Here is a 25,807-nt window from a genome sequence, read left to right as displayed (position 1 = left end):
GCAGTATCTTCGGTAATTTCAGTCGTCTCGGTCATCTCTGTCGCCGCGGTCAACTCAGTTTAACCGCCACCGCAGACACTGGCTCAGGCACTGGCCCCTCCGGGCCCCTGCCTGCTCTTTTCTCAGTCTTCTCCCCGGTATCCCTAGTGGGGCATTCTCGGCCCGCCGCCTACATGGTCGCCACGATGACGTACTGGAGGCCGGTAAAGATCCAGATCATGCAGTTGGGGATGAGCACCCACATGACCCCCATCCACGGCCGCCAGCGGATATAGCCGCGGTACTTGCGCACCAGGATGGCCCCGCCGCCCAGCATGCCGAAGACCGGCACCACGAGCACGGCGAAGCCCCAGAAAATCTGCTGGCCGGGGCTGCACAGCCAGGTGGCCTCCCCCGCCTCACACAGGGGTCCGCCCATGAGCCGCATGATGATGCCCAGGACGAAGGCCACCGCGAACGAGGCCACCAGCACCGCGCCGACGTACCACAGGGCCTGGCGGCTGGACTGCTCGTTCTTCTGCGCGATGACGGCCGGGTCCGGCTCGTCCGCGAGCTCGTCGAAGTTGTGCGGCTCCGGCCGGGGCACGTTGCTGAAATCGGCGTCCGTCGACAGATCGTTTTCCGGGTGCTCGAAGCCGCGGGAATTATGGGACCGCGAATGATAGGACATAGTGGGCCCTAGTTTAGCCCAGCCGCTAGCCGCTTAGTGACCCGCCGGATAGACCAGGACCGGCACGCGCATGTGCGGCAGGAGTTCCGTGGCGGTGGAGCCGATAAATACCCGGGCGATCGGCCCCATCGGGTTAGACCCCATCACCATGAAATCGCCCTTCTTCCACTTCAGGGCGTCAACCGCACCGCGCCAGCCGCTGCCGATGCCGATGTCGGTGCGCACGTCCAGCTCCGGGTAGCGCTCGATGACCCAGTCGCGGGCGACGTCCAGCAACGCCAGCGATTGTTCGCGCCACTGGTTGGTCAGCTCGTCGGCGACATCGCGGTGATTGTCGAAGGGGGCGTGGATGATGCCGGACGGGGAAAAGGCCAGGATGCGCAGCGGCACTCCCCACTTGTCGGCCATCTCCGCCGCGCGCCCCAGCGCCGGATCGTCCTTCTGCCCGTCCTCTTCGGTGAAGGCGAAGTTCACTCGGGTCACCCCGTGCTTGGAGAGCTTGACCTGCTTCGGCGCCAGCCCGACCGGCACGGGCGAATAGTGCAGCAGGGTATCCGCGGTGGAGCCGGCCATGAAGCGGCCCTTCGGCGCAGCCTGGTTGGGGCCGAGCAAAATCATGTCCGCCGCGAAATCGTTCGCCGCCTCCGTGATGAGCTGTGGCTTGGACGAGCCGTTGGACAGCCACGAGACCTCGTCGTCCCAGCAGGATTCATCCAGCCCCGCGGCCGCCAGGGCCTTTTCCACCTCGGCGCGGCAGGCCTCGGCTTCCTTGCGGAAGTATTTCTTGTATTTCTTGCCCAGCTTGAACAAGGGCGTGGCCGCCCAGGGCTGCAAAAGAGTAGACAAGACCCGCACCTTGACCGGCATGGTCCGCGACAACCACGCGGCAAAATCGATCGCCTCGGTGCCGGAGTAGCTGGGCGTCCACGAGACCAAAATGCGCATGGTCTGCGGCAATTCTGCTACTTCGGCGTGATCGTCAGGGAGGTTGTCTGTGGGCATGAACCTAATTCATCATGGGGGGATTGCTGTCTGACCATTTTATAAATGTCCCTCCCCTATTACCTAATCCCGGTTGGGCCGGTAGATTTCCGCCAGCTGGTTAATCAGGTCTCCGACTTCCTCGGCCGTCCGCAGGCCGTCCTTGTCCAGCCAACGCAGGATCTCCGCCAGGGCGTGCGCACGCTGGCTCGAGACTTCCTCGAGTTCCTGGTCGCCTTCCGGGGTCAGCGCGACCAGGACGCCGCGCCGGTCATTTTCGTCGCGCATGCGCTTGACCAGCCCGCGCCGCTCCAGCTGGTACAGCGCGTTCGAGGCGGTGGGCATGCGGATGAGCTCCGCCTGCGCGATCTGGCTAACCCGGGACGGGCCCCGCTCCTTGAGCTGGTTCATGATGGAGACCTGCGACGTGGTCAGGCTCGATCCCTCGGTCGTGCGCTGGAAAATCACCATCAGCTTGTTCAGAGCCGGTTGAATCTTCGCAGCGACAGCGAAAGCCTCCTCCGCGCTGGACGGGGATACTTGGGGCTTTTCAGCGGGGCTAGATTCATTCATGAAACCTAAGTTTAGCGTTTTTGGGCAGCAAACGTTAACGCCTTCCCCGCTCCCCCGCTCCCCTGGCTAGGACTGCCCGCCGCGGATGAAGTCCTCCAGCTGAGCACGCGCGATGTCGTCCGGCAGCTGCTGCGGCGGGGACTTCATCAGGTAGGAGCTAGCCGGCAGGATCGGCCCACCCAGGCCGCGGTCGAGGGCGATCTTGGCCGCGCGCACCGCGTCGATGATGATGCCGGCGGAATTCGGCGAGTCCCAGACCTCCAGCTTGTATTCCAGGTTGAGCGGGACTTCGCCGAAGGCGGAGCCCTCCAGCCGGACGTAGGCCCACTTGCGGTCGTCCAGCCACTCCACGTAGTCCGACGGGCCGATGTGGACGTTCCGGTCCTCCTTCTTGCCGGCCAGCGGGCCGGACTGCAGGTTGGAGGTCACCGCCTGCGTCTTGGAGATCTTCTTGGACTCCAGGCGGTTGCGGTCCAGCATGTTCTTGAAGTCCATGTTGCCGCCGACGTTGAGCTGCATAGTGCGATCCAGGCGCACGCCGCGGTCCTCGAAGAGCTTGGCCATGACGCGGTGGGTGATGGTGGCGCCCACCTGCGACTTGATGTCGTCGCCGACGATGGGCACGCCCGCGTCGGCGAACTTCTTAGCCCACTCCGGGTCGGAGGCGATGAACACGGGCAGGGCGTTGACGAAGGCACAGCCGGCATCGATAGCCGCCTGGGCGTAGAACTTGTCGGCCTCCTCCGAGCCCACGGGCAGGTAGCTGACCAGCACTTCCGCCCCGGCCTCGCGCAGGGCCCGGGCGACGTCGACGGCCGGGGCGGCGGATTCCTCGATGCTGTCCAGGTAGTGAGTGCCCAGCCCGTCCAGGGTGGGGCCGCGCTGGACGGTAACCCCCAGGTCCGGGACCTCGGCGATGGTGATGGTGCAGTTGCGGGAGGCGCGGGTGGCGGCGGCCAGATCCGCGCCCACCTTGGCGGCATCCACGTCGAAGGCGGCGACGAATTCGATGTCGCCGACGTGGTAGTCGCCTAGCCGCGCGTGCATGAGGCCGGGAATTTTCTCGTCCTCGGCGGCGTTACGGTAGTACTCCACGCCTTGAATGAGGGAGGTGGCGCAGTTGCCGACGCCCACGATGGCGACTTTGACTTTTCCATTCACGGTCGGATCTAACTCCTTGGTTCGGCTTAAAAAATGTGACTGAAGTTCAAAGGCGGCAGGGTGCCGCCCGTTCACATGGCTGAGCCTAGGCCGCGGCCCAGCGCGGTTGTGGGCCAGACAGCAAGTGGATCGATCAAGATGGCGCAAAACCCACTAGATTGGGGCGCCACCGGCCGCCGGGACGATAGATTTCCGCTTCCCGGCGCCGGGGCTTTGAGACAGGAAGGGACAGTTGATGGCCGGACTCGTGTTCACCCAGGCGGTCTCCCACCAGTGGGAGCGCGCCCAGTGCATCCGCGATCTGCGGGCGGGGCGGATCCTGCGCGAGGAGGTCTGCGACGCCGATTTCCTCCTGCGCGCCGCCGCCCAGCACCACGGGGTCGACCTGCCCAAGGCCTGCCCGGTCTGCGGGGCGGAGAGTATGCGGCTGACCCGGTGGGTCTACGGGGATAGTTTGGGGCGCCGGGCCGGCAGCGCGCGGCGGCTGAGCGAGATTGCCGAGTTCGCGGCCGAAGGCTTGGAATTCACCGTGCATACCGTGGAGGTATGCCCGGCGTGCCGGTGGAATTACCTGCTGGAAACGGCGGAAGCCCGGCACCGCACAGCTTGACCGAAGCTGTGAGTTGTGCGTGTTAGTTTTCTGCGGGCCCCACTAGCCGGTAAGCTGCGAATATTGAAGTCTAGGTTTACAAGTTAAGTAAGGGCTAAGGTCGCAGTGACTGACAAAAGTGGATCCCGCACCCCCGATGACCAGGGCGCGGCTAAACCAGCCTCCGCTGGCCAGGCGAAAAACAAGCGCCGTTGGCCGTGGATCGTCCTCGCGGTCGTCGGCGTAATCGTCTTCCTACCCCTGGCGATTTTCGCGTACGCCTACGCGCAGTACGACGTCCCGGAGCCGGAGGAGCTGACTAACAACCAGATCTCCTATATCTACGCCAACGACTCGTCGACGCAGCTGGCGCGCATCGTGCCCCCGGAGGGCAACCGCAGCCAGGTCAAGCTCGACGAGATCCCGGACCACACGGAAAACGCTGCCCTGGCAGCCGAGGACCGCGAATTCTGGACCAACTCCGGTTTCTCCCTGAGCGGTTTCGCCCGCGCCGTGCTCGGTGAAATCACCGGCAACTCCTCCGCGGGCGGCGGTTCCACCATCACGCAGCAGTACGTGAAGAACACCCTGGTCGGCGACGAGCGTTCCTACGTGCGCAAGGCCCGCGAGCTCATCTACTCGATCAAGATGACCAACGAGTGGTCCAAGGAAGACATCCTCAACGCCTACCTCAACACCGTCTACTTCGGCCGCAACGCCTACGGCATCCAGGCCGCCTCCAACGCCTACTTCGACAAGAACGTCGAGGACCTGACGGTCGAGGAGTCCGCCCTGCTGGCCGGCGTCATCCAGGCGCCCAGCGCCCTGGACCCGGCGGTGGATGAGAACGCGGCAGAGGCCCGCTGGAACTACGTCATGGACGGCCTGGTCGACATGGGCGAGCTCGACGCCGCGGAGCGCGCCGGCATGCAGATGCCGCAGACCCGCGAGCAGGGCGAGTACTCCGCCTACACGGAGGCCCCCGGCGCCAACGGCCACATCAAGAACCAGGTCATCCGGGAGCTGGGCGAGGTCGGCATCACCGAAGAGGACGTCAACACCCGGGGCCTGCGGATCACCACGACCATCGACATGAACGTCCAGAACGCCGGCATCGACGCCGTGGACACCAACCTGGCCCCGCTGCAGGACGACGCCCGCGCGGCGGCGGTGACCATCGAGCCGTCCACCGGCGCTATCCGCGGCTACTTCGGCGGCCACGAGGAGCACGGCTGGGACTACGCCAACGCCCCGCTGCAGACCGGTTCGACGTTCAAGATCATGGCCCTGGCGGCCGGCCTCCAGCAGGGCATCTCGCTGGATACCAACTACTCCTCGGCCCCGTACCAGCTGCCCGGCTCGGAGGTTGTCAACAACGTCAACGGCAGCGGCTGCGGCGTGTGCTCCCTGCGCGAGGCGACCAAGAAGTCCTACAACACCTCCTTCATCCGCCTGCAGGAGGACCTGAAGAACACCACGCAGGACACCGCGGACATGGCCCACGCCCTGGGCGTGGCCCGCTCCCTGCCGGGGATTGAGAAGACCCTGACCGAGAACGGCAAGCAGCCCTACGAGGGCATCGTTCTGGGCCAGTACCAGTCCCGCCCGGTGGACATGGCCGTCGCCATGGCCACCCTGGCCAACCAGGGCGTGTGGCACAACCCGCACTTCGTCCAGAAGGTCGAGACCATCAGCGGCGAGGTTCTCTACGAGCACCCGACGGACAAGGGCGAGCGCCGCGTCGGCCAGCAGGTAGCCAACAACGTCATCGACGCCATGCGCCCGGTGGCCGCTTGGTCGAACGGCGCCCTGGCGGGCGGGCGTGAGTCCGCCTCCAAGACCGGTACCGCCCAGCTGGGCGACACCGGCTACAACAAGGACACCTGGATGGTGGGTGCTACCCCGCAGCTGGCCACCGCCGTGTGGGTCGGTACCGCGGAGAACACCGACGCCATCTTCAACGCCTACGGCGGCAACATGTACGGCGCCGGCGCCCCGACCCAGATCTGGAAGTCAATCCTGGACACCTCGCTGGCCGAGGCCGACTACGAGACCTTCCCGCAGGCCGCGCCCGTGCGCTACGGCACCGGCGGCGCCGGCGGCGGCGCGACCTACTACGCCCCGACGGAGGACACCTACGCCCCGACCGACTCGGAGGGCGTCGAAGAAGCCCCGGCCGAGGGCGCGGAAGAACAGCCCTCGCAGCCGGCCCCGGCCGAGCCGAGCCGCAACCCGAATGAGAACCCCGGCGGGGGCGGCGGAAACGCCCCGTCCGGTGGAAACGGCGGCGGCAATGGCGGCGGTAACGGCGGCGGCGACGGCAACCCCTCGCTGGAGGACTTCCTCGAAGACCCCCAGGGCGGCCTAGCCGACATCCTGGGCTAGGCGCCGAGGCGGAGGAGTACTAAAACACATGGACGACACCGCCCCGGCCCCGCAGGCAGGCCCCGCCCCCGCGACCCCCGTTTGCCGCGACCGCCGGCGCCCCTGGGTGCCGCTGAGCGCGGAGCCCACGGCGCGCGGCATCGTCGACTTCCTGGGCGGGCCGGCCGGGCGCTTTGCCCGCCCGCGCCCGCACTGGATGACCCCGACCCGCGCCGTCATCGCGGTCGCGTGGGTCTTCCTCGCCCTCGGGTTTCTGGCCAAGGCCAACTGCGCGGGCGGCGTCCGAGACGGCGACGGCGCGGTCCAGCTCAACTGGTCCGGCAACCGGCACTACACCTCCGCCTGCTACAACGACATCGTGCCGCTTTTTGCCGGGCGCGGCCTCGACCAGGGCGGCTTCCCTTACGCCTTCTCCTGGGTCGAGGACGGCGTTACCCGCTACATGGAATACCCGGTGCTGGCCGGGCTGTTCCAAGGCGCTATCGCGGCCGTGGCGCGCGCGACCCACCCGCTGGTGGTCTGGGCGGGTATCCCGGCCGCCGGCTGGTATTTCGCGCTGACCGCCCTCACCATGTCCGTCCTCTGGGTCGCGGCCATCACGCTGGTGATGCGGCTGGTGGGCAACCGCTTTTGGGACACGCTGCTCATCGCGGCCAGCCCGCTAGTTATCGTCCACGCCTTCACGAACTGGGACATCCCCTCCATCTTCTGCATGGTCGCCGCCGTTTTCGCCTTCCAGCGCTCCCGGCCGGGCTGGGCTGGGTTCTGGATAGGAATAGGCACCGCGGTTAAGCTCTGGCCGCTCTACATCCTGGGCGCCTACCTGGTGCTGGCCATCCGCACGAAGTCCTGGCGGCCGTTCAGCGTGATGCTGGGGACTGCGGCCGTGACCTGGCTGGCGGTCAACCTGCCGGTGGCGCTGGCTTACCCGGCGGCGTGGGGCGAATTCTTCCGCCTCAACTCGGAGCGGTCCTGGGAGTGGACCACCGTCTACGCGCTGCTGGCCCGCAACACCGCCTTCAACCTCTCCCCCGGCGTGCTCAATGTAGTCTCCTTCGGGCTCTTCGCCGCCCTGTGCCTGGCCATCCTGGTCGTGGGTCTGAAGGCTTCCCACACCCCGCGGGTGGCCGAGCTCATCTTCCTCATCGTGGCCGCGTTCTTGTTGGTCAACAAGGTGTGGTCGCCGCAGTACTCGCTGTGGCTGCTCATCCCGGCGGTGCTGGCCGTGCCGCGCTGGCGGCTGATTACCGCGTGGGCCTGGGCCGAGTTCGCCGTCTGGCCGCTTCTGATGTGGCACATGCTGGGCGCCGAGAACGGCGGCATCCCCCACGAGCTGCTGGACGCCGCCATCCTGGTGCGCGACGGCCTCATCATCTCCATGGTCGTGCTGGTGGTGCGGCAGATGCGCGGCAGCGCCGACGATGCCGTCCGCCGCAGCCACCCCGACCGTCCGTATTCCGATCCCCTGCAACCGGTGCACTAATCATGCTCATCACCATTATTGGCATTATCTCTATCGTCATTGGCTTCGCCTGTGTGGGCACGGCCTACTACCTCTACCAGCAGAAGGGCCAGCGCACCGCGCCCATCGTCCTGGGCCTCTTGGCGCTGGTTTTCCTCACGCTCGTGCCCGCCGGCAGCGCGGTCTTTTTCGCCGCTACCCAGGGCGGCTAGATTTCAGTTTTGGGCCCCGAATGCGGTACTGTGGTGGGGTTGCTTGACGCAACGTACCCTCCTGCCACATCCGCAAAGGTGATGTGGCCGAAAACCATTTACTAGACCATAGGAGGTGATGAGGTCCGTGCGTCACTACGAAGTAATGATCATTCTGGATCCTAGCCAGGATGAGCGCACCGTAACCCCGTCCCTAGACAAGTTCCTCGACTCCGTCCGCAAGGACGGCGGCAAGGTTGAAAACGTCGATGTCTGGACCAAGCGTCGCTTGGCCTACCCCATCAACAAGAAGGAAGAGGGCATCTACGCCGTCGTCAACCTGGAGTGCGAGTCCCACTCGGTACTCGAGCTCGATCGCCGTTTGAACCTGAACGACGCCATTCTGCGTACCAAGGTTCTGCGCACCGACGCTAAATAGCGGATACTGGGGTTTGTAAAAACTACAGTTTCCACGAAAAGGAGTTTAAGAACATGGCACAGGGAGACACCCCAATCACCGTAGTAGGCAATATCGTCGCCGATCCGGAATTGCGTTTCACCCCGTCTGGCGCACCCGTAGCTAATTTCCGGGTGGCCTCTACCCCGCGTTACTTCAATGCGCAGCAACAGCAGTGGGAAGACGGCGAAGCTATGTTCTTGACCTGCAACGCCTGGCGCAACATGGCTGAAAACGTCGCAGAGACCCTGACCAAGGGCATGCGCGTTATTGTCAACGGCCGCCTGAAGGCCCGCAGTTTCCAGACCCGTGACGGCGACAACCGCACCGTCTTCGAGATTGACGTTGATGAGGTTGGCCCCTCGTTGAAGTACGCCAAGGCCCAGGTTCACCGCAACCCGCGTGAGGGCGGCAGCGGCAACTTTGGCAACAACCAGGGCGGAAACAACTCGGGTTCCAACAACTTCGGCTCCAATCAGGGCGGAAACCAGGGCGGCTTCGGCGGCAACCAGGGCAACCAGGGCGGTTTCAGCCAGGGTGGCTTTGGCGGCAACCAGCAGTCCACGCAGGACAACGATCCGTGGAATTCTGCACCGCAGGCCGGAGGATTCTCCGGCGCTGATGATGAACCCCCGTTCTAACTAAGTGCGCAGTAATCATCGAATAAACGACTCAATTGAAAGGCAGGGATCATGAAGCTGATCCTCACCGCTGCCGTTGAGAACCTCGGCGCCCCCGGCGAAATTGTTGAGGTTAAGAACGGCTACGGACGTAACTACCTGCTGCCGCGCGGCCTGGCCATCGTTGCCACCCGCGGCGCAGAAAAGCAGATCGAGGGCATCAAGCGCGCCCAGGAAGCTCGCGCAATCCGCGACCTGGACCACGCTCGTGAGATCCGCGATCAGCTTGAACAGCTCAACGACGTCACGGTTGAGGTTAAGACCTCCGAGAAGGGCAAGCTCTTCGGCTCCGTGAACGCTGAGGACATCGTCAACGCCGTGAAGAAGGCTGGCGGCCCGAACCTGGACAAGCGCATCGTCAAGATGCCCAAGGGCCTGGTCAAGAAGACCGGCAACTACCAGGTCGAGCTCCAGCTGCACGCTGACGTTCTCGGCAAGGTGAACTTCTCGGTCGTAGCTGCCTAATTAGGCGCTCGACGGTCAAACCATAGACCCAAAGACAACAGCAGCTTTAAGGCCCTGGGGCCGGCAATCCTATGTGAGGTGGGATTCCGCTCCCAGGGCCTTTTTGCATGCCCACTCCCGCAAACCTTAACCCCCGGCTCCCCCGGCGCCCCACAGCTTCCGGGCCCGCGACTTCCGCAATCACAAGCCGGACTGTGGACAACTGTGGATAACCCGCCCTTTCCTGTGGATAACTCCCGCCGGGCGGTGACTGTTACGAAAAATATACCGCGAAAATGTGACTCGCCGTCGCCGCAGGTAGGGAAGTTATTCACGGTTTTCCTTAAAGTATTCACACCTTTAAAACATCCCTGACCTGCACTTATTAAAACCGCAGGTCAGAAAACCGGGACGTTATCCACAGAGCCCGGTGGATACTTCGGCGGCGAAAGCAAAGGTGAGAGCGAATTCTACAGATACCTGTGGATAACTCCCCCGTGCTTATCCACCAGGGGCGGCGATTTGTACCCCCGAGGACCACACCGTGGGGGTAGATCCGGGCACCGCCAGCCTGCCGGATGTCTCCCCCGTCCCCACCCGCCGGCGCCCTAAACTAAGAAAATCTCACCGCCGGGGGCGCGGGTACCCGCTGGCCCAGCCGGGCTAGTTGTCCGCGTTCTCCGCGGCACGGGCGGCCACCGCCGCGCAGTCGGGCCGGCCGCAGTGCTGAGTCTCGGTGTGCTGGGCGCAGTCATCGCAGATGAGGACCTGGCGCCGGCAGGTGTCCTCGTTGATGCAGTTGTGGAAGGTATTCGTCCCGGCCCCGCAGTGCACGCAGTGGCCCAGCTGGATAAAGCCGGGATCCTCGGTGCCGATGCCGAATTCGTGGTGCATGCGCTTGTCGAAGACGTACATCGAGCCTTCCCACAGGCCGTCGTTGCCGTATTTCTCCCCGTAGCGCACGATCCCGCCATCGATCTGGTAGACCTCGTTGAAACCGCGGTTTTTCATCAGGGCGGAGAGGACCTCGCAACGAATGCCGCCGGTGCAATAGGACACGACGGGCCGGTCCTTCATCCAGTCGTATTTGCCGGACTCCAGCTCCTTAATGAAGTCGTGCGTGGTGTCCACGTCCGGTACCACCGCGCCCTTGAACTTGCCGATCTCGGCCTCCATGGCGTTACGACCGTCGAAAAAGACGACGTCGTCGCCGCGCTCGGCGACCAGCTCGTTGACCTGCTCCGGGCGCAGGTGGACCCCGCCGCCCACGACGCCGTCCTCGTCGACCTGCAGTTCCTCCGGCGCGCCGAAGGCCACGATCTCGTCGCGCACCTTCACCGACAGCCGCGGGAAGTCGTCTGCGGAGCCCTCCGACCACTTGAAGGCCATCTTTTTGAAGCCGGGGTAGTCGCGGGTCTTACGCACGTAGCGCTTGCAGGCGTTCATGTCCCCGCCCACGGTGCCGTTGATCCCGTGCTCGGAGACCAGGATGCGGCCTTTAAGCCCCAGGGATTCGCACAAGTCCCGCTGCCATAGCATGATGGCCTGCGGGTCCTTGAGCGGGGTAAAGCAGTAGTACAGGAGAATTTTGCCGATGCTCACGCCTTTGAATTTTAGGCGGGGCACCGGCAAAATCCGAATTGTTGACCTGCGGCTTAGCGCTTGTGGTACAGGCCTTTCTTGCGGGCGAAAACCGGGTCCGAGGTCACCAGGACGCCCAGGTTGCGGAAGATACCTTCGTCGACCGAGCCCAGGATGGTGGTGGTGTGGACGTCGCAGCCGGCCAGCTCCCTGATGTGCTCGAGGGCGCGGCGGGCGTTCTCGTCCTTTGCCGCCGACGTCGACAGGGCGATGAGCACCTCGTCGGTGTGCAGGCGCGGGTTGCGGGAGCCCAGGTGCTTGGTCTTGAGCGTCTGGATCGGCTCGATGGCCTCGGGGGACAGCAGGTGGATCTCGTCGTCGATGCCGGCCAGGTGCTTGAGCGCGTTGAGCAGCATGGCCGCCGAGCAGCCCAGCAGCGCGGAGGTGCGGCCGGTGATGATGGTGCCGTCGGCCAGCTCCAGCGCGGAGGCCGGGTCGCCGGTTGCCTGGGCGCGCTGGCGCGCCGGCTCGACCACCGGGCGGTCCTCGACGCGGATGCCGGCCTTCGCCATGATGACCGCGGCACGGTCGGACTGGGTGGAATCCAGGCCCTCGCGGGCTTCCTCGACCAGGGCCTTGAAGTAGCGGCGGATGATCTCCTGCTGGGAGGCGGCGCGGCAGACGGCGTCGTCAGTAATGCACAGGCCGGCCATGTTGACACCCATATCCGTGGGGGACTGGTAGGGGGTCTGGCCCGTCAGGCGCTCCAGCAGCGACTTGAGCAGCGGGAAGGCCTCCACGTCGCGGTTGTAATTCACCGTGGATTCCCCGTAGGCCGACAGGTGGAAGTGGTCGATGATATTCGAGTCGTTCAGGTCCACGGTCGCGGCCTCGTAGGCCAGGTTGACCGGGTGCTCGAGCGGCAGGTTCCAGATGGGGAAGGTCTCGAACTTGGCGTAGCCGGCCTGCACGCCGCGCTGGTGCTCGTGGTAAATCTGGCTCAGTGCGGTGGCTAGCTTGCCGGAGCCGGGCCCCGGCGCGGTGACCACCACGAGGTCCCGGGTGGTCTCGGCGAATTCGTTGCGCCCCAGGCCGTCTTCGGAGACAATCAGGTCCGTGTCGGTCGGGTAACCGGGGATAAGGCGGTGGCGGGCGACCTTCAGGCCTAGGCGCTCCAACTTGTCAATGAAGGCTTCGGCCGGGCCGTTGCCGTCTTCCAGCTGGGTCATCACCACGTTGTTGACCAAAAACCCGCGCTCGCGGAAGACGTCGACCAGGCGCAACAGGTCGTCTTCGTAGAGGATGCCCAGGTCCGCGCGCACCTTCTGGCGGGCGATGTCCTTGGCGTTAATGCAGATGAGGATTTCCACCTCATCCCGGATATGCTCCAGCATGGCGATCTTGTTATCCGGGGTGAATCCGGGCAGCACGCGGGAGGCGTGCATATCGTCAAAAAGCTTACCGCCCATCTCCAGGTAAAGCTTTCCCCCGATGTCACGCCGCCGGGCGCTGATGTGTTCGGACTGGAGTTGGATGTATTTCTCGCGGTCGAATCCAAGTGCGTGCGTCATAAATGGCCCTTCTTGCTCCATCAGCATGGGCGGCGTTACTGCCGTCTTATCGATTTATGTACGCCGCTACAGTCTACGCAACCCCGAGCTAAAAGTCATAGAAATCCTAGTCAGCCTATAACGAGGCCCGAAAGATTTGTCATCTTCTTTGCGCTGGGGGGACATCCGAACGCTGGGGGAGAGCTGGGCGCCAGGGGAGACCCGGATATGTCAAACGGCGCCGCCACCCACGGAAAGGAATATGGGTGAGCGGCGCCGTTCGCCTCTCTCCAGGAATAGGCGCATCCGACGGTTGCCGCTCTTACCCAACAACCGCCACGCCCGTACCCGACGTCAACCCTCTCGGACGGCGTCGAGTGCTCGTTAGACTACCGCAGATAGCACCGAAGCTATGAATTTGCTTAATGGTTGTCATGTCAGCAATTTTCCGTCCTACCTTGGGGTTTCCTGATGTTAACGCTGTGCGCAGGGGAGACGCCCACGGCGGCGTACAGGAAACGACGATGTTATAGGTAATATGATTTCCGTCACTAGCCGCGGCCGGCGGCCGCGAGTGCCCTGCCGGCTAGACTGGGAAACTATGCCCGAAGGTCACGTCATCCACCGTCTAGCCAACCGCCTGAACCGGGATTTCCGGCACCGCGCGCTGCAGGTCACCAGCCCCCAGGGCCGCTTCGCCGCCGAGGCCGCGCAGCTGGACGGGCACGAAATCGACCGGGCCGAGACCTTCGGCAAACACCTCTTCGTGCACTTCGACGCGCCACAGCCGGAGCACATCGTCTACATCCACCTGGGCCTCATCGGCTCCCTGCGCTTCGAGCCGGCAGAAGACGTCTGGGGGCAGATCCGGCTGCGGATCGCCACCGACGGGTTGGCGGCCAACCTGCGCGGCCCGCAGTTCTGCCGGCTGATCACCGAGGAGGACTACGCCGCCCGCCTGACCAAGGTGGGCGAGGACCCGCTGCGCGCGGACGCGAACCCCGAGGTGGTCTGGGAGAAGGTGCACCGTTCCCGGCGCAGCATCGCCTCGCTGCTAATGGACCAGCACCTGTTCGCCGGGGTGGGCAATATCTATCGCGCGGAGGCCCTTTTCCGGCAGGGCATTAACCCCTTCCTTCCCGGCAAGGAGCTAGACCGTGCGGCTTTCGATGCCCTCTGGGCGGATCTGGTCTTCCTCATGCAGGTAGGCGTGGAGCGCGGCCGGATCGACACCGTCCGCGACGAGCACACCCCGGAGGCGATGGGCCGCGATCCGCGCAAGGACGATCACGGGGGAGAGGTCTACGTCTACCGCCGGGCCGGCCTGGGCTGCTACGTCTGCGGCACCCCAATTGCCGAGCGCGCGCTGGAATCCCGCAATCTTTTCTGGTGCCCGACCTGCCAGCCGGCCTAGGCTGGAAGCATGTTAGCCACCTATAGCACTGCCGCTGTCCGCGCCGCCGAGCAGGAACTGCTCGCCGCCGAGCCCGAGCCGGACCACGTCATGCGCGCCGCCGCCCAGGCCGTCGCCCGCACCGCGGCGGCAATGTCGGCCTCCGGGCGCATCCTGGTGCTGGCCGGCTCCGGGGGCAACGGCGGCGACGGACTCTACGCCGGCGCCCTGTTAGCGCAGCTCGGACGCTCGGTCGAGGCCCTGCTGGTCACCGGCTCCGCCCAGCCGCGGGCCCTGGCCGCCGCGCGGGAGGCCGGCGTCACCATCGCCGACAAGGCCCCGCAGCCGGGGCAGTTCGATCTGGTCATCGACGCCGTCGCCGGGCTGGGCTCGGCCCGCGGCCTAGACGTGGACGTGCACGGCCTGCTGGCCGGCGCGCAGGTCCTCTCCGTCGACATGCCCACCGGGGTAGACGCCGACTCGGGAGTGGCCGCGGACAACGCGGTCTGCGCCGACGTCACCGTCACCTTCGGCGGAGGGCGGCTGGGCCAGGCCGTGGCGGCCGAGTGCGGCGAGGTCGTCGTCGGCGAAGTACCCGGCTTCGCCCAGGCGCTCGGCCGGCATACACCGGACGCCTATCTAGCGAACGAACCCACCGTGGGCAGCAGCTATGTTTGGGACTCGCCATTTCTGTGCCCTGCGGAAACCACCGGCCCCATCCCGGATCCCCGCCCCGGCATCCACTCCCACAAGTACAGCGGCGGGGTGACCGGCATCTGCGCCGGCAGCCAACGCTACCCGGGCGCCGGGGTGCTCGCCGCGGCCGGCGCCCTGCGCACGACGCCATCCATGGTCCAGGTCCTCAACAACCCCGGCGCCACGCAGCGCTTCCCGGAGATTGTCTCGGCCACCGGGACGGACGCCCGCGTCGATAGCTGGGTGGTCGGCCCCGGCAGGGCGGAGGCGGCCGCCGAGGAACTGGAGGCGGTGCTGCAGCGCCCCGAGTGCGCGGTGGTCATCGACGCCGACGGCCTGCGCCAGCTGGCCGAAAGCCTGCGCCTGCAAAGCCTGGTCCGCGCGCACCCGGCGGTCCTGCTGACCCCGCACGCGGCGGAATTCGACGCCCTCTATGCCGGTTGCGTGCAGGGCGAAAAGCCCGCCGGGCGCCTGCAGGCGCAGGAGGCTCTCGCCGGGGCATTGGACTGCTGGGTGCTGCACAAGGGCCGGATCACCACCGTCGTGGGCCCGGAAAGCGCCGGCACCACCCCGGTCGGCATCAACGCGGGCCACTCGCTGGCCGCCACGGCCGGCTCCGGCGACGTGCTCAGCGGGATCCTCGGCGCGCAAGTGGCGCTGGAGGGCATGAGCATGGAGGCCATCGTCCACGCGGTGACCATCCACGTCCACGCCGCGGAGATCGCGGCGACGACGGAGTACGGGGTATCGGTAGCAACCGCGGGCCAGATAGCCGCCGCCATTCCCGCGGCTGTCGCCCGGCTACTTGCGCGCCAGTAGCTTGCGGACCAGGCCCTTCGGGCCGATAGGCCGGGTGCGGCGGCGCAGCTTGGGCAGCTGCCACGGCGCGGTCATCGCGGCCCAGGCCGCGCCCACCGCGAGGATCTCGGAGACGATATAGAAGGGCCACGGGCCCAGGTAGTTGATGATGGAGCGGCTGCCCGGCGGGTGGTTCAAGAACCCGTAGTTGCCGTCGGTAAAGCGGTTGACCAGCATGGCGGTGGCCATCCAGACCGGGGTGGTGGCCACGGCCGAGCGGTACCCGGCCCAGGTCGGGCGGTATCCCAGGCCGAAGGTGAGCGCCAGGGGAGTGGCCAGCGCAGTGATGTGGAAGAACCAGTAGGTGGCAAAGCGCAGCCACTTCGGCTCGAAGTAATAGATCACGTCCGGGGTGATGATTGCCTGCGGGTTGAGGATAATCCCCCAGAAATACGTGAGGTTGAGCGCCCGCTCGTTCTCCGTGATGAGACCTATGGCCAGCACCGGCCGCAGGACGTCGCACAGGTGCAGCGGCAGCGACTCCCGGATGTCGAACTGCTTCGGGTCCAGGGAGATAATGGTCCAGGCGGTGCCGGCGACGAGCATGACCCAGCCGGTCATCTTCCGCAGGAAGGATTCCTTGCTGGTGCCGCGCACGCGCCGCGCGGCCACGATGAACACGCCGCAGGCGGCGACCGTGACGGCCAGCATGGTGATATGCGCAGGTCCCCACTGCGGCATCCGGGGATACGCGGTGGGGACTACACGTGCTTTACGCGGGCGTTTTAACATGACCCGACCTAGGTTACTATCGTCTCCTTAACCTTTCCGTCATTGACCTCCACTACGGCGTCGCACTCGGCGGCCAAGCTCCGATCGTGGGTAACCACCACCGTGGCGAGATCGCGCTCGCGGGTCAGCCGGACCAACAAATCCATAATCTGTTGGCTGAGATTGGAGTCCAGCGCGCTGGTCGGCTCATCCGCCAGCAGGACCTCCGGGTCAGCCATCAGGGCGCGGGCGATGTTGACGCGCTGGCGCTGGCCGCCGGACAGCTGCTGCATGCGGCGACCGCCCAGCCCGCCCAGGCCGACCTGCTCGAGGAGCTCGTCGGCGTGGTGCGGGCGGCGCTTGCGCCCGCTGATGTGATCGACAATCTCGAGCTGCTCGCGCACGGTCAGGGAGGCGATGAGGTTGGCCTGCTGGAAGATGATGCCGATGTGGTTGCGGCGGGTTCGCGAGCGCAGCTTGTCCGGGGCATCGGTGAGATCGGTGCCGGCGACGCGCACGCTCCCGCTGTCCGGGACCACCAGCCCGGCGCCCACCGACAGCAGGGTGGACTTGCCGGAGCCGGACTCGCCGACGAGCGCGGTGACCTGGCCGGCCGGAACCTGCAGATCCGCGGCGTCGAGGGCAGTGGTCACGGTCGGGCCATCGGGGTAGGTGACGGTAATATTGCGTAGATCAAGTGGGTAATTCATCTTAGGCAGCCCCTCCTAGAGCCAGCATCGGATCGGTACGGGAGACCTTGCGGGTAGCCAGCGCCGCCCCCGCCAGGCCGAGCAGCCAGATGCCCACGGCGGGCACCAGCACGGTGTTGATGGACAGTTCGAACGGCAGCGCCTGGGCCGCGGCTTCGCCCAGCCCCCAGCCCACGACGGCGCCGAGGACCGTGCCCAACCCCAGGACCACGGCGGCCTGGCCGAGCGCGTCGCGGCGTAGGTAGGAACCGTCGGCGCCGAGTGCCCGCAGGATGGACAGGTCGCGGGTGCGCTGGATGGTCCACACGGAAAGGAAAGCGACGGTCACCAGCGCGGAGATGGCGTAGAGGAAGCCCTGCATGGTCAGCAGCGAGCCGCGCTCCGACTGGTAGCTGGCCAGCCCGCCGAGGGCGTCGGCGAGGGAGACCGCGCCCGGCGCGTCGGCGTCCTCGGTCAGAAGGACGGTGCCGACGACGTCCTGCGGGGCGTGCGCGACCTCGCGCCAGGTCTCCGTGGTGGTCCAGGCAACGGGGGAGTGGGAGTAGAACTCGTCCGGGACGGTCCCGGCGACCAGGGCGTCCTCCCCGCCTACCTGGAGCATCTCCCCGGCGGAGGCGGCGACGTCCTCGGCAGCCGTCTCGGACAGTTGCAGCTGCCCGGATTTCACCGGGGTCTCGGTGCCGGGGACGAGGCTGCCTTCGGGCAGGCCCATCACCGCAACGGTGCCGGCCTCCTCGCCGGAGGCGATCCGGGTCTGGCTTACTCCCAGGGCGGTGGCGCCGGGGTAGTCGGCGGCGAAGTCCCGGTCCACCTGGGAGTCGCTGAACGAGGGCTCGTCGCTGCTGAAGACCACGCCGGCCGGGTCGAGCGCCTCCAGGGCGGAGGTGTTTTGCTTGCTGAGGCCGCCGGTGAGTCCGCTCAGCATGACGAGCAATAGGGTAATGAGCCCGACGACTGCGGTCATCAGCGCGAACCGGCCGCGGGCATAGGCTATATCTCGAAGTGCTAAGAACATACTTTCATCATGGTTTGCCCAGCTCAGAAAGTAATCGGGGCGGCGGTTGATTTGCCAGTCAACCGACTGGTTGATGAAAATCAACCTCCCGCCCGACTAGCGTGGATCGCTGTGAAGTTTGGTTTCGACTCCGTATTGAGTGGGCTGCGCGTGGGCCTGCACGTCATGTTCGCTTTCCTGCTGGGCTTTGGCGTGCTGCGCGCCGGCGTGGACGGGCGCCTGGACTACCGCGCCGTCCTGTTGGCGGGAGTCTTGGCCGTGGTCTACGTCGCCGGCACCTGGCAGGAAAAGCGGGGCGTGCCGCTGCGCCGGGCCACCCGATACGCCTGGTTGGCGCTGGTCACGCTGCTATGGCTCGGGCTGGTCGTGCACACGCCGGACTTTTTGTGGCTGGAATTCCCGCTGGCGTTTTTGTACCTGCACCTGCTTCCCACCGTGCCCGGCCTGATGGCCGTGGCGGGCGCCTGGGCGGTGGCGGCCTTCGTGCCGGCCTGGCTCCACCCGGCGGACTGGACGGTGGCCGCGGCCATCGGGCCGGCCATCGGCACCTTGTTCGCCGTGGCCATCTACTACTCCTACCGGGCCCTGGCGCGCGAGGCGGACCACCACCGGAAGGTGGCCGAGCAGCTGCGCGCCACCCGCGAGGAACTCGCCGCCGCCGAGCACCAGGCCGGCCGGCTGGAGGAGCGCGAGCGCCTGTCCCGGGAAATCCACGACACCGTGGCCCAGGGGCTGAACTCCATCGTGTTGCTAGCCCGCGCCACCCGCGCGCAGGCCCCGGACAGCGCCCAGGAGGGCCTGTCCACCATCGAGTCCGTGGCCCGCGAAAACCTGGCCGAGGCCCGGCGCTTCGTGCGGGACCTGACGGCGGCGGATTCCGCCCGCCCTCTCCCGGAGGCCGCCGCCGAGGTGCTGGCGCGGATGCGGCGCCGCGGCAAGGCGCTGGGGGAGCCCACCGCCTTTGAGCTGCACACCCACGGCCAGGCCGCCGCCCTGCCGGAGCCGGTCTACTCCGCCGCCCTGCGCTGCGTGCAGGAGGGCCTCAACAACGTGGTCAAGCACGCCCACGCCTCCCGCGCGGTGGTCACCCTGGGGCTGTTTAAGGACGCGGTGACCGTCGACGTCGTCGATGACGGAGACGGTGCGGACGGGCACTTCGGCTACGGGCTGCGCGGCCTGGCCCGCCGTGTGGAGGATTTAGGAGGTAGCCTGAGCCTAGAATCCACCGGCGCCGCCGGCACCGCCCTGGCAGTCAGCATTCCCCTGACCAGCCAGCACGCGCCCCAGACCCAACGCCCCGGCCCGGTTACTGAACCAGGCCCCGGCCCGGCAGAAACGGGCACACAGTAATAGCGACTCGGTCGCGGACGCACGAGTAGACGAGGAGGACGAGCACCATGGTGGCAGTGATGCTGATTGATGATCACCCCGTGGTCCGCGCGGGCCTGCGCGCCATTTTGGACAGCTTCGACGACATCGAGGTCGTGGCCGAGGGCGCGGACGGCTCCGCGGTCAATGACCTAGACCCGCAGGTCGAGGTCATCGTCTGCGATATCCAGATGCCCGGCGTGGATGGCATTACGGCCACCCAGCGGGTGGTGGAGCGCGGCGGGCCGCCGGTGCTCATCCTGACCACCTATGACACGGAGGCCGACATCGTCGCCGCCCTGGAGGCCGGCGCCCGCGGCTACCTGCTGAAGGACTCGCCGGAAGAGGAGCTCCACCAGGCGGTGCTGGACACGGCCGCCGGCCGCCGCACGCTGTCCCCGGAGGTAGCCGGGATGCTCGCCGATAGGCTAGGCCGCGGGCAACAGGCGCTCTCAGCCCGCGAGATTGAGATCCTGCGCGCGCTGGCCACGGGCGTGTCCAACAAGGAGCTGGCCAGCCAGCTGTTTATCTCCGTGGCGACGGTGAAAACGCACCTGATCCACATCTATCAGAAGCTGGGCGTGGACACCCGCACCGCGGCCATCCACCGGGCGCAGGAGTTGAAGCTCATCTAATGCTCGACTGCCTGGTTATCGGCGGCGGACAATCCGGGCTCGCCTGCGGCTACTACCTTCACAAGCGCGGCCTTGATTTCCGGATCCTCGACGCCGAGCCCGCCCCGGGCGGGGCCTGGCAGCACACCTGGGACTCGCTGCGCCTGTTCAGCCCGGCGACGGCCTCGAACCTGCCGGGCATGCCGATGCCCGCCTACCCCGGCTACCCGCCGGCCAGCCACGTGGTGGACTACCTGCGCGCCTACGAAAAGCGCTACGACCTGCCGGTCAACCGCCCGGTCACTGTCACGCGGGTCGACCACCGCAGCGCCAGCCACGAGGACAGCCACGGTGTGGGCGGCAAGGATTATTTCGTGCTGGCCCTCCGCGGCGGCGATGCCCCGACGGTTACCGCCCGCACCGTCGTGGCCGCGACCGGCACGTGGTCCAGCCCGTTTATCCCTTTCTACCCCGGGCACTTCCGCGGAAAACAGTGGCATTCGGCGTGGTACCCGGGTGCTTCCCCCTTCGCCGGCGCGGGCGTGGCCGTGGTGGGCGGGGCCAATTCCGGCGCCCAGATCGCCGCGGACCTGCTGGGCACCGCGGCCCGAGTGGACTGGTTTACGCACCGGCCGCCGCGCTGGATGCCGGATGACATCGACGGCCGGGATCTCTTCCACCGCAGCCGCGCGCGGCTGCTGGCCCAGAAGGAGGGCCGCCCCGATCCGGGTTCGGAGTCTTCCCTCGGCGATATCGTCATGGTCCCGCCGGTCAAGGCGGCGCGCGATGCCGGGCGCCTGGCCGCCCAGCCCATCTTCGGGCGGCTGGACGAGCTCGACCACGACCACCTCATCTGGTGCACGGGCTTCCGCCCGGCCCTGGGGCCCATCCGGCACCTGGTCGCCGAGGGCAAAGCCCAGGTACCCGGCCTTTTCCTGGTGGGTTACGGCAGCTGGACCGGCCCCGCCTCGGCCACCATCACGGGGGTCTCGCCGTTCGCTAAGCAGACCGCCGCCGCGGTCGAGGAGATTGTCCGCGCCTAACCGCGCAGGAGGGTGTAGCCCAAGGCGGCGAGCATGAGGGCGGCGACGACGGCGGCTATCAGCGTCAGGCGCCGCAACAGGCGGGTCCGGGCCGCGTGGTCGCAGCGGGCGAACCAGATGCCGCCGAGCGCCGCGCCGATGGTGTTGAACAGCAGATCGTCGACGTCACTGTAGCCGAGCGCGAAGATGTACTGGATGACCTCGATGCTCAGGCTGGTGGCCAGGCCCAGAAGCACCGCGCGGCCGGTGCCGCGGGTCAGGGCGTAGAAGGCGGCGCCCACCGGCACGAACAGCAGGATATTGCCGAAGGTGTTGGTGTACGGCCCATACCAGATGGGCGGGGTCTCCCAGCCATCCAGGAATTGCAGATCCAGGCTGCGGATCGCGTGCGCCGAGCCGTTGATGAGGCCGGGGATTTCAATCCACGGCTTGGCCAGGGTCACCAGCCCCACCATTGCGAGGATGACGACGAAGCTGAAGGCCAACCGCCCGCGTCCAGCACGACGTGGCCGAGCGGCGGTGGGCTCGGCGACGGCGAGGCGGTAATTGGCTGACATGTCCTCTACCGTAGCCTTCCGCCCTGCTAATCGGGAGGGGAGACACTGGCAGGAACCTGAGTCCTCGGCGATGGTGGCCGTTCTAACAATGCAGGTTAGCCGTGGGGCGCATAACATGGCGGACATGACTATTTGGGTAACTCGCAACGATGACGGCTCCGTCCAACACTCGCAGGAGTCCGAGCAGGACTCGGTCAACTCGGTCAACACCGAAGGTGACGTCGTAGTCGCAGTCAGTCACTCCTCCCTGAACTACAAGGACGCCATGGCCCTGAACGGGGACAAGGGCGTGATGCGCACCAACCCGCTAGTTCCCGGCATCGACGTCGTCGGCACCGTGGAAGAGTCCAGCTCGGAGCGCTTTAGCCCGGGCGACCAGGTCGTCTGCAACGGCGACGGCCTGGGCGAGTTCCGCCACGGCGGCTACACCGACCGCCAGCGCGTGCGCGCGGAGGCCACCGTCGCCGTCCCGGAGGCCTTCACCCTGGCGCAGGCCGCGGCCATCGGCACCGCCGGCTACACGGCCGCGCTGTGCGTGAACTCCCTGCTGGACCACGGGCTTTCCCCCGCTGACTCGCCGCGGATCCTGGTCACGGGCGCTACCGGCGGCGTGGGTTCGATTGCGGTCGTGTTGCTCAAGCAGCTGGGCTTTTCCGTCACGGCCCTGACCGGCCGCGTGGCAGAACACGGCGACTACCTGCGCAGCCTCGGCGCGGACGAGGTGCTGGACCGCGCGGAGTTCGCGGAGGCCGGCAAGCCGCTGCAAAAGGCCCGCTTTGCCGGCGCGGTGGATACCGCCGGCTCCCACGTGCTGGCCAACGTCCTGGCCCAGGTGACCTGGGGCGGCGTGGTCGCCTCCACGGGCATGGCCGCCAGCCCCAAGCTGGAGACCACCGTGCTGCCGTTCATCCTGCGCAACGTCATCCTGGCCGGCGTGAACTCCGTCGACGCCCCGCTGGACTACCGCCAGCGCGCCTGGGACCTGCTGACGGACAAGCTGCCGGCGCAGGTGCTCGACAGCCTGACGACGACCATCGGCATCGATAAGGTCGCCGACGCGGGCGCGGCCCTGCTGGCCGGCACCCGCCACGGCCGCACGGTGGTGGAGCTCTAATGCGCGAGGAGGCCATGGCCCAGGTCTATGCCGCCCTGGGATTCGAATTCGGTGATTTCGACGAGCTGCTAGAGCTCATCCAGGAGGCCCCGGGGCAGCGGACCATCCCGGTGGACGGCTTCGACGCCGCCATGACCTACCAGGATCCGTCCGGCGCGCGCATGACCGCGCTGCAGTACGAAGGCGAGTGGGCCACCCTGCCGGGCTTCCGCTCCGACAACACGGTCGACGCGTCGACCTACCGGGTCAGCCCCTACCTGTCGCTGGTGGAGCTGCGCCGCGCCGGCGACGGGGAGGTCTTCAACCAGTTCGCCGCCGCCTCGGACGAGGCCTTCGCCCTGCCCGCCGGCAATCCCGCGGGCGGGCGCAAGCTGCGCGCCACCGAACTGCGCATGGCCGCGGCCGGCACCGATTACACGTTGTACGACTCGGTGGAGGAGTGGCGCGAATCTCAGGACGCCTACGGTGCCGCCGAGCCGTCCATGCTCTATTCGCCGTCGACCGAGCGCTTCTACCGCGACTTCCACCCGGGCAACGTCAACCCCTTCGCCCGTCTCGGCGGGGTCATCCGCAGCGCACAAAAGCGCACCAACCAGCTGACCGGCAATGAATTCGTGGTCGCTACCCTGGCCACCCCGGCGGGCAACCTCCCACTGCTGCTAACGGGCAAGGTCCCGGAAGAAGGCCAGGTCTTCTTCGGCGCGGCCTGCATGCTGGCCTCCGCCGGTTTCTGGGAGACCGCCCTGGCTCGCTAAGCCCGCAGCCAAGCACCGCGCATCCGGCGCTCTAGTCCGGCGCGTCGCTGCGGCGGCCCGCCGCCTCCGCGAACTCGTCCAGGACCTCGAGGACCTCCGGCGAGCGCCACGCTCGTGTCCTTTTGTCCAGGTTGGCGGCCACGACGATCCCGTCTTTGGACAGTCGGTCCAGCGCATTGCGGGCGTTAGCCGATGACGTATGTAGCTCTTCGGCTACCGCACTCGCCGTCAGGACAGGACGCCGCAACAGCAGCGGGAGCACGTCCCAGGCCAGGGCATCTCCGCGTGCGTTAAGCCGGGCTTTCCATTCCCGTTGAATCTCCTGCAGCTGGCGGGCCAACCAGGTGCCCTGCTCAACCGCCTGAACCGCTGCCTCCGCAAAGAGCTTCACGATGGGCTCCACCTTGCCCTCCCGGTAGTCATCTAGGGCGGCAAAATAGGTTGTCGTCTGCGCCAGCAGTCCGGCCGAGACGGGCAGCGCAGTGCCCCGGGATAGCCCGTGCTTTTTCAACATGACGTGGACGAGCGCCCGGCCGGTACGCCCATTGCCGTCGGCGAAGGGGTGGATGGTCTCAAACTGAGCATGAGCCACTGCCGCATGGGCGAGCGCCGGGATATCCGTGCGAGCCATGAAGGCCTCCAGATCCCCCAGGAGTTCTTTCACCTGGTCTTGGTGGGGAGGGACGAACAGCGCATCACGGGGCGAGTCTTCCCGCCCGCCGATCCATACCGGCTCGGTGCGGAGCGCGCCGGCGATTTCCGGCGCATCCTCACGGAGCAACACCCGGTGCATGGCGCGGATGGCATCCGTACTAGGTGAGTCTGCCTCAATCGCTTCCCGCATCAAGCGGGTATTCGCCACGATGAGTCGAGCGTTAGGGTTCCCAGCGGCGGTAAGTTCCGCCTCCAGAACCTTGCGGGCCGAGGACGTCAGGTTCTCAATCCGGCTGGATGCCATCGACTCCGATCGCAGAAGCAGGGGCGCGAAGGGGACCACGCCATGCACGTGCACCCCTTCGAATTTCGCGACCGCGATGGTCGCGGCGTCAAGCAACGCCCAGGTAGCAGTACCCAGGGACGGAGTACTTTCCGCGATCCGCGGGACAAGAGCACTGCGGTATTCCCGCATACGCCGCCGCGAGAGTCCTCGGTCTAGCGTCGGTGCCCAAGGACGAGTCTCATACTCCAGGTGCGGCCACGTCATGGCACGAGATTAGCAAAGGATCTTTTCCCTTTCCGAAAAACACGAAACTTTAATTGCCTAAGTTTGTGCTTTTTCTCGAAAGGAACAACTTCGATGAAAACTTTCCCTGCCCCTGCGAGCCAGCCGGTGTCCTCGGTGGAAGGACCGGTTAGACGAAGACGATGCCGGTAGCCGGGGTATCCAGGTGGGCGACGGCCGTGGCTTCGGTCGTCTCGGCGTCCACGCGGTAGATGGTGCCGGACAGGTCGCTGACCCAGACCGCGGAACCTTCCGGGGCCAGGGCTAGCCCGATGGCCTCGTGCAGGCCGCGGACTACGACCTCGACCTGGCTTAGATCCGCCAGGGGAGCGCGGTTGAGGGAGTTGCCGTCCGGCTCCGCACCGCGGTCGGTCCAGTACATATAGTCGCCCACCACGGCCAGATCGATGGGCTCGGGCAGGCCGTTCACCAGGGTGGTTCCCGGATCGACGGCGTCGGCGCCCAGCTGCGTTAGTTCGGCGGCGTGGATGCTGCCGTGGCCGCCCTTCGACGGGCCCTTCTGCGTCCAGTACAGCGTGCCGTCGTGCACGGCCACGCCAACCGGGGTGGTCTCCCAGCTGCCGGCGGGATCGGTGGCTAGTAGCTGCTCCAGCTGGGCGGAGCCCGCCGGGTCCGTCACCCGCCAGACCTTGTGGCCTTCGCGGTCGCCCACATAAAGCGCGCCGTCGGCGTAGATCAATTGCTTGCCGGTGCTAAAGCGCGCGTCATCGCTGGCGACCAAGTCTTCGACCGGGCCGGTGGCGGCGGTGCCATCGAAGGCAACGCGGTGGATGCCGCCGTCCGGGGAGGAATAGTCCCCCTCCTGGGTGCCGTTGGGGCGCGGGGTGCCCATCGTGGAGTAGAAAATATATCCTTCAGCCAAGGCGATGCCATCGGGCCCGCCGCCGGTGCTTTCCACCACCGTGCGCGCGGATCCCGTCGCGGTATCTACGGCTACGATTTCTTCCTTCTGGTGCAGCAAGACGAGCAATTCAGACATACAAACCTCCTTGAACGAGTGGTATGC

At 66.5% G+C, this 25,807-nt stretch carries 26 protein-coding genes; 14 read left to right on the top strand and 12 right to left on the bottom strand.

Going from position 1 to position 25,807, the window contains the following annotated elements:
* Positions 1–169 precede the first annotated feature (169 nt).
* The 4 genes from QQS53_RS12215 to QQS53_RS12200 form a co-directional block, all read right to left on the bottom strand.
* Complete coding sequence (locus QQS53_RS12215; protein ID WP_472776070.1) at positions 170–670, bottom strand: hypothetical protein; 501 nt, start codon at positions 668–670, stop codon at positions 170–172.
* 33 nt (positions 671–703) lie between these two features.
* A complete protein-coding gene (locus QQS53_RS12210; protein ID WP_472776069.1) occupies positions 704–1,672 on the bottom strand; it encodes a universal stress protein in 969 nt (322 codons plus the stop codon).
* A 63-nt stretch (positions 1,673–1,735) separates the two neighbouring features.
* A complete protein-coding gene (locus QQS53_RS12205; RefSeq protein ID WP_472776068.1) occupies positions 1,736–2,224 on the bottom strand; it encodes a MarR family winged helix-turn-helix transcriptional regulator in 489 nt (162 codons plus the stop codon).
* Positions 2,225–2,290: 66 nt separating this feature from the next.
* Entirely contained in the window at positions 2,291–3,385 is a 1,095-nt protein-coding gene (locus QQS53_RS12200) for an inositol-3-phosphate synthase (protein ID WP_472776067.1), read from the bottom strand.
* Positions 3,386–3,620: 235 nt separating this feature from the next.
* On the opposite strand from QQS53_RS12200, the gene QQS53_RS12195 reads away from it, so the two are divergent.
* From QQS53_RS12195 to rplI, 7 genes are all read left to right on the top strand, one after another.
* A complete protein-coding gene (locus QQS53_RS12195) occupies positions 3,621–3,995 on the top strand; it encodes a DUF5318 family protein (RefSeq protein WP_472776066.1) in 375 nt (124 codons plus the stop codon).
* Between the two features lie 105 nt (positions 3,996–4,100).
* Positions 4,101–6,359, top strand: coding sequence for a transglycosylase domain-containing protein (locus QQS53_RS12190; protein ID WP_472776065.1), 2,259 nt, complete (start codon positions 4,101–4,103; stop codon positions 6,357–6,359).
* Between the two features lie 28 nt (positions 6,360–6,387).
* Complete coding sequence (locus QQS53_RS12185; RefSeq protein ID WP_472776064.1) at positions 6,388–7,842, top strand: glycosyltransferase family 87 protein; 1,455 nt, start codon at positions 6,388–6,390, stop codon at positions 7,840–7,842.
* A 2-nt stretch (positions 7,843–7,844) separates the two neighbouring features.
* Positions 7,845–8,033: a hypothetical protein gene (locus QQS53_RS12180; RefSeq protein ID WP_368520713.1), complete on the top strand. Its 189-nt coding sequence runs from the start codon at positions 7,845–7,847 to the stop codon at positions 8,031–8,033.
* A gap of 127 nt (positions 8,034–8,160) precedes the next feature.
* The gene (rpsF, locus tag QQS53_RS12175; protein ID WP_210400092.1) at positions 8,161–8,451 is read left to right on the top strand and encodes a 30S ribosomal protein S6; all 291 of its coding nucleotides are present in this window, start codon (positions 8,161–8,163) and stop codon (positions 8,449–8,451) included.
* A 53-nt stretch (positions 8,452–8,504) separates the two neighbouring features.
* Positions 8,505–9,110: a single-stranded DNA-binding protein gene (locus tag QQS53_RS12170; protein ID WP_472776063.1), complete on the top strand. Its 606-nt coding sequence runs from the start codon at positions 8,505–8,507 to the stop codon at positions 9,108–9,110.
* Positions 9,111–9,161: 51 nt separating this feature from the next.
* The gene (gene rplI / locus QQS53_RS12165; protein WP_070768785.1) at positions 9,162–9,614 is read left to right on the top strand and encodes a 50S ribosomal protein L9; all 453 of its coding nucleotides are present in this window, start codon (positions 9,162–9,164) and stop codon (positions 9,612–9,614) included.
* Between the two features lie 642 nt (positions 9,615–10,256).
* Here the strand turns inward: rplI and trhO are convergent.
* Positions 10,257–11,195 carry an oxygen-dependent tRNA uridine(34) hydroxylase TrhO gene (trhO, locus tag QQS53_RS12160; RefSeq protein ID WP_472776062.1) on the bottom strand — a complete coding sequence of 313 codons (939 nt, stop codon included), beginning with the start codon at positions 11,193–11,195 and terminating at the stop codon, positions 10,257–10,259.
* A 53-nt stretch (positions 11,196–11,248) separates the two neighbouring features.
* On the bottom strand, positions 11,249–12,745 hold the full coding sequence (locus QQS53_RS12155; protein ID WP_472776061.1) for a DUF1846 domain-containing protein: 1,497 nt from the start codon (positions 12,743–12,745) through the stop codon (positions 11,249–11,251).
* A gap of 580 nt (positions 12,746–13,325) precedes the next feature.
* Between QQS53_RS12155 and QQS53_RS12150 the strand changes: the two genes are divergently transcribed.
* A complete protein-coding gene (locus QQS53_RS12150; RefSeq protein ID WP_472776060.1) occupies positions 13,326–14,138 on the top strand; it encodes an Fpg/Nei family DNA glycosylase in 813 nt (270 codons plus the stop codon).
* A 9-nt stretch (positions 14,139–14,147) separates the two neighbouring features.
* The gene (locus QQS53_RS12145) at positions 14,148–15,632 is read left to right on the top strand and encodes a bifunctional ADP-dependent NAD(P)H-hydrate dehydratase/NAD(P)H-hydrate epimerase (protein WP_472776059.1); all 1,485 of its coding nucleotides are present in this window, start codon (positions 14,148–14,150) and stop codon (positions 15,630–15,632) included.
* Here QQS53_RS12145 and QQS53_RS12140 read toward each other — a convergent pair.
* The 3 genes from QQS53_RS12140 to QQS53_RS12130 are packed head-to-tail and all read right to left on the bottom strand — an operon-like array spanning position 15,615 to position 18,107.
* The gene (locus QQS53_RS12140) at positions 15,615–16,352 is read right to left on the bottom strand and encodes a YwaF family protein (protein ID WP_472776058.1); all 738 of its coding nucleotides are present in this window, start codon (positions 16,350–16,352) and stop codon (positions 15,615–15,617) included. The two genes, QQS53_RS12145 and QQS53_RS12140, sit on opposite strands and share 18 nt — an antisense overlap.
* A gap of 59 nt (positions 16,353–16,411) precedes the next feature.
* Complete coding sequence (locus QQS53_RS12135; protein ID WP_472776057.1) at positions 16,412–17,092, bottom strand: ABC transporter ATP-binding protein; 681 nt, start codon at positions 17,090–17,092, stop codon at positions 16,412–16,414.
* Between the two features lies 1 nt (position 17,093).
* Positions 17,094–18,107 (bottom strand): ABC transporter permease, encoded by a 1,014-nt coding sequence (locus QQS53_RS12130; protein WP_472776056.1) that lies wholly within the window; start codon positions 18,105–18,107, stop codon positions 17,094–17,096.
* 165 nt (positions 18,108–18,272) lie between these two features.
* Here QQS53_RS12130 and QQS53_RS12125 point away from each other — a divergent pair, with 165 nt between their 5' ends.
* The 3 genes from QQS53_RS12125 to QQS53_RS12115 are packed head-to-tail and all read left to right on the top strand — an operon-like array spanning position 18,273 to position 21,132.
* Entirely contained in the window at positions 18,273–19,457 is a 1,185-nt protein-coding gene (locus tag QQS53_RS12125; protein ID WP_472776084.1) for a sensor histidine kinase, read from the top strand.
* Positions 19,458–19,504: 47 nt separating this feature from the next.
* Entirely contained in the window at positions 19,505–20,110 is a 606-nt protein-coding gene (locus QQS53_RS12120) for a response regulator (RefSeq protein WP_472776055.1), read from the top strand.
* Positions 20,110–21,132, top strand: a complete 1,023-nt coding sequence (locus QQS53_RS12115; protein WP_472776054.1) for an FAD-dependent oxidoreductase — start codon at positions 20,110–20,112, stop codon at positions 21,130–21,132. Before QQS53_RS12120 ends, QQS53_RS12115 begins: the two co-directional genes overlap by 1 nt.
* Here the strand turns inward: QQS53_RS12115 and QQS53_RS12110 are convergent.
* Complete coding sequence (locus tag QQS53_RS12110; protein ID WP_472776053.1) at positions 21,129–21,689, bottom strand: VanZ family protein; 561 nt, start codon at positions 21,687–21,689, stop codon at positions 21,129–21,131. The two genes, QQS53_RS12115 and QQS53_RS12110, sit on opposite strands and share 4 nt — an antisense overlap.
* A 124-nt stretch (positions 21,690–21,813) precedes the next feature.
* Here QQS53_RS12110 and QQS53_RS12105 point away from each other — a divergent pair, with 124 nt between their 5' ends.
* Positions 21,814–22,803: an MDR family oxidoreductase gene (locus QQS53_RS12105; protein ID WP_472776052.1), complete on the top strand. Its 990-nt coding sequence runs from the start codon at positions 21,814–21,816 to the stop codon at positions 22,801–22,803.
* On the top strand, positions 22,803–23,558 hold the full coding sequence (locus tag QQS53_RS12100) for a hypothetical protein (protein WP_472776051.1): 756 nt from the start codon (positions 22,803–22,805) through the stop codon (positions 23,556–23,558). The genes QQS53_RS12105 and QQS53_RS12100 overlap by 1 nt, the downstream gene beginning before the upstream one ends.
* A 31-nt stretch (positions 23,559–23,589) precedes the next feature.
* On the opposite strand, the gene QQS53_RS12095 is transcribed toward QQS53_RS12100, so the two are convergent.
* Entirely contained in the window at positions 23,590–24,402 is an 813-nt protein-coding gene (locus tag QQS53_RS12095) for a Fic family protein (protein WP_472776083.1), read from the bottom strand.
* A gap of 508 nt (positions 24,403–24,910) precedes the next feature.
* Entirely contained in the window at positions 24,911–25,780 is an 870-nt protein-coding gene (locus QQS53_RS12090) for an SMP-30/gluconolactonase/LRE family protein (RefSeq protein WP_472776050.1), read from the bottom strand.
* Positions 25,781–25,807: the final 27 nt, after the last annotated feature.

This window comes from Corynebacterium sp. 2571A (assembly GCF_055700935.1).
Note: the sequence above shows the minus strand (reverse complement) of the source record. Positions and strands in the feature narration are given on the sequence as shown.

Excerpts from the sequence above, each read along its gene's own strand:
- QQS53_RS12110 (WP_472776053.1), bottom strand. The coding sequence starts at position 21,689 with ATGTCAGCCAATTACCGCCTCGCCGTCGCCGAGCCCACCGCCGCTCGG.
- QQS53_RS12180 (WP_368520713.1), top strand. The coding sequence starts at position 7,845 with ATGCTCATCACCATTATTGGCATTATCTCTATCGTCATTGGCTTCGCC.
- QQS53_RS12150 (WP_472776060.1), top strand. The coding sequence starts at position 13,326 with ATGCCCGAAGGTCACGTCATCCACCGTCTAGCCAACCGCCTGAACCGG.
- QQS53_RS12100 (WP_472776051.1), top strand. The coding sequence starts at position 22,803 with ATGCGCGAGGAGGCCATGGCCCAGGTCTATGCCGCCCTGGGATTCGAA.
- QQS53_RS12095 (WP_472776083.1), bottom strand. The coding sequence starts at position 24,402 with ATGCGGGAAGCGATTGAGGCAGACTCACCTAGTACGGATGCCATCCGC.
- QQS53_RS12120 (WP_472776055.1), top strand. The coding sequence starts at position 19,505 with ATGGTGGCAGTGATGCTGATTGATGATCACCCCGTGGTCCGCGCGGGC.
- QQS53_RS12090 (WP_472776050.1), bottom strand. The coding sequence starts at position 25,780 with ATGTCTGAATTGCTCGTCTTGCTGCACCAGAAGGAAGAAATCGTAGCC.
- QQS53_RS12130 (WP_472776056.1), bottom strand. The coding sequence starts at position 18,107 with ATGTTCTTAGCACTTCGAGATATAGCCTATGCCCGCGGCCGGTTCGCG.
- QQS53_RS12115 (WP_472776054.1), top strand. The coding sequence starts at position 20,110 with ATGCTCGACTGCCTGGTTATCGGCGGCGGACAATCCGGGCTCGCCTGC.
- QQS53_RS12215 (WP_472776070.1), bottom strand. The coding sequence starts at position 670 with ATGTCCTATCATTCGCGGTCCCATAATTCCCGCGGCTTCGAGCACCCG.
- QQS53_RS12125 (WP_472776084.1), top strand. The coding sequence starts at position 18,273 with ATGTTCGCTTTCCTGCTGGGCTTTGGCGTGCTGCGCGCCGGCGTGGAC.
- QQS53_RS12205 (WP_472776068.1), bottom strand. The coding sequence starts at position 2,224 with ATGAATGAATCTAGCCCCGCTGAAAAGCCCCAAGTATCCCCGTCCAGC.
- QQS53_RS12210 (WP_472776069.1), bottom strand. The coding sequence starts at position 1,672 with ATGCCCACAGACAACCTCCCTGACGATCACGCCGAAGTAGCAGAATTG.
- QQS53_RS12145 (WP_472776059.1), top strand. The coding sequence starts at position 14,148 with ATGTTAGCCACCTATAGCACTGCCGCTGTCCGCGCCGCCGAGCAGGAA.
- QQS53_RS12170 (WP_472776063.1), top strand. The coding sequence starts at position 8,505 with ATGGCACAGGGAGACACCCCAATCACCGTAGTAGGCAATATCGTCGCC.
- QQS53_RS12185 (WP_472776064.1), top strand. The coding sequence starts at position 6,388 with ATGGACGACACCGCCCCGGCCCCGCAGGCAGGCCCCGCCCCCGCGACC.
- QQS53_RS12155 (WP_472776061.1), bottom strand. The coding sequence starts at position 12,745 with ATGACGCACGCACTTGGATTCGACCGCGAGAAATACATCCAACTCCAG.
- rplI (WP_070768785.1), top strand. The coding sequence starts at position 9,162 with ATGAAGCTGATCCTCACCGCTGCCGTTGAGAACCTCGGCGCCCCCGGC.
- QQS53_RS12135 (WP_472776057.1), bottom strand. The coding sequence starts at position 17,092 with ATGAATTACCCACTTGATCTACGCAATATTACCGTCACCTACCCCGAT.
- QQS53_RS12105 (WP_472776052.1), top strand. The coding sequence starts at position 21,814 with ATGACTATTTGGGTAACTCGCAACGATGACGGCTCCGTCCAACACTCG.
- QQS53_RS12195 (WP_472776066.1), top strand. The coding sequence starts at position 3,621 with ATGGCCGGACTCGTGTTCACCCAGGCGGTCTCCCACCAGTGGGAGCGC.
- QQS53_RS12140 (WP_472776058.1), bottom strand. The coding sequence starts at position 16,352 with ATGCCGCAGTGGGGACCTGCGCATATCACCATGCTGGCCGTCACGGTC.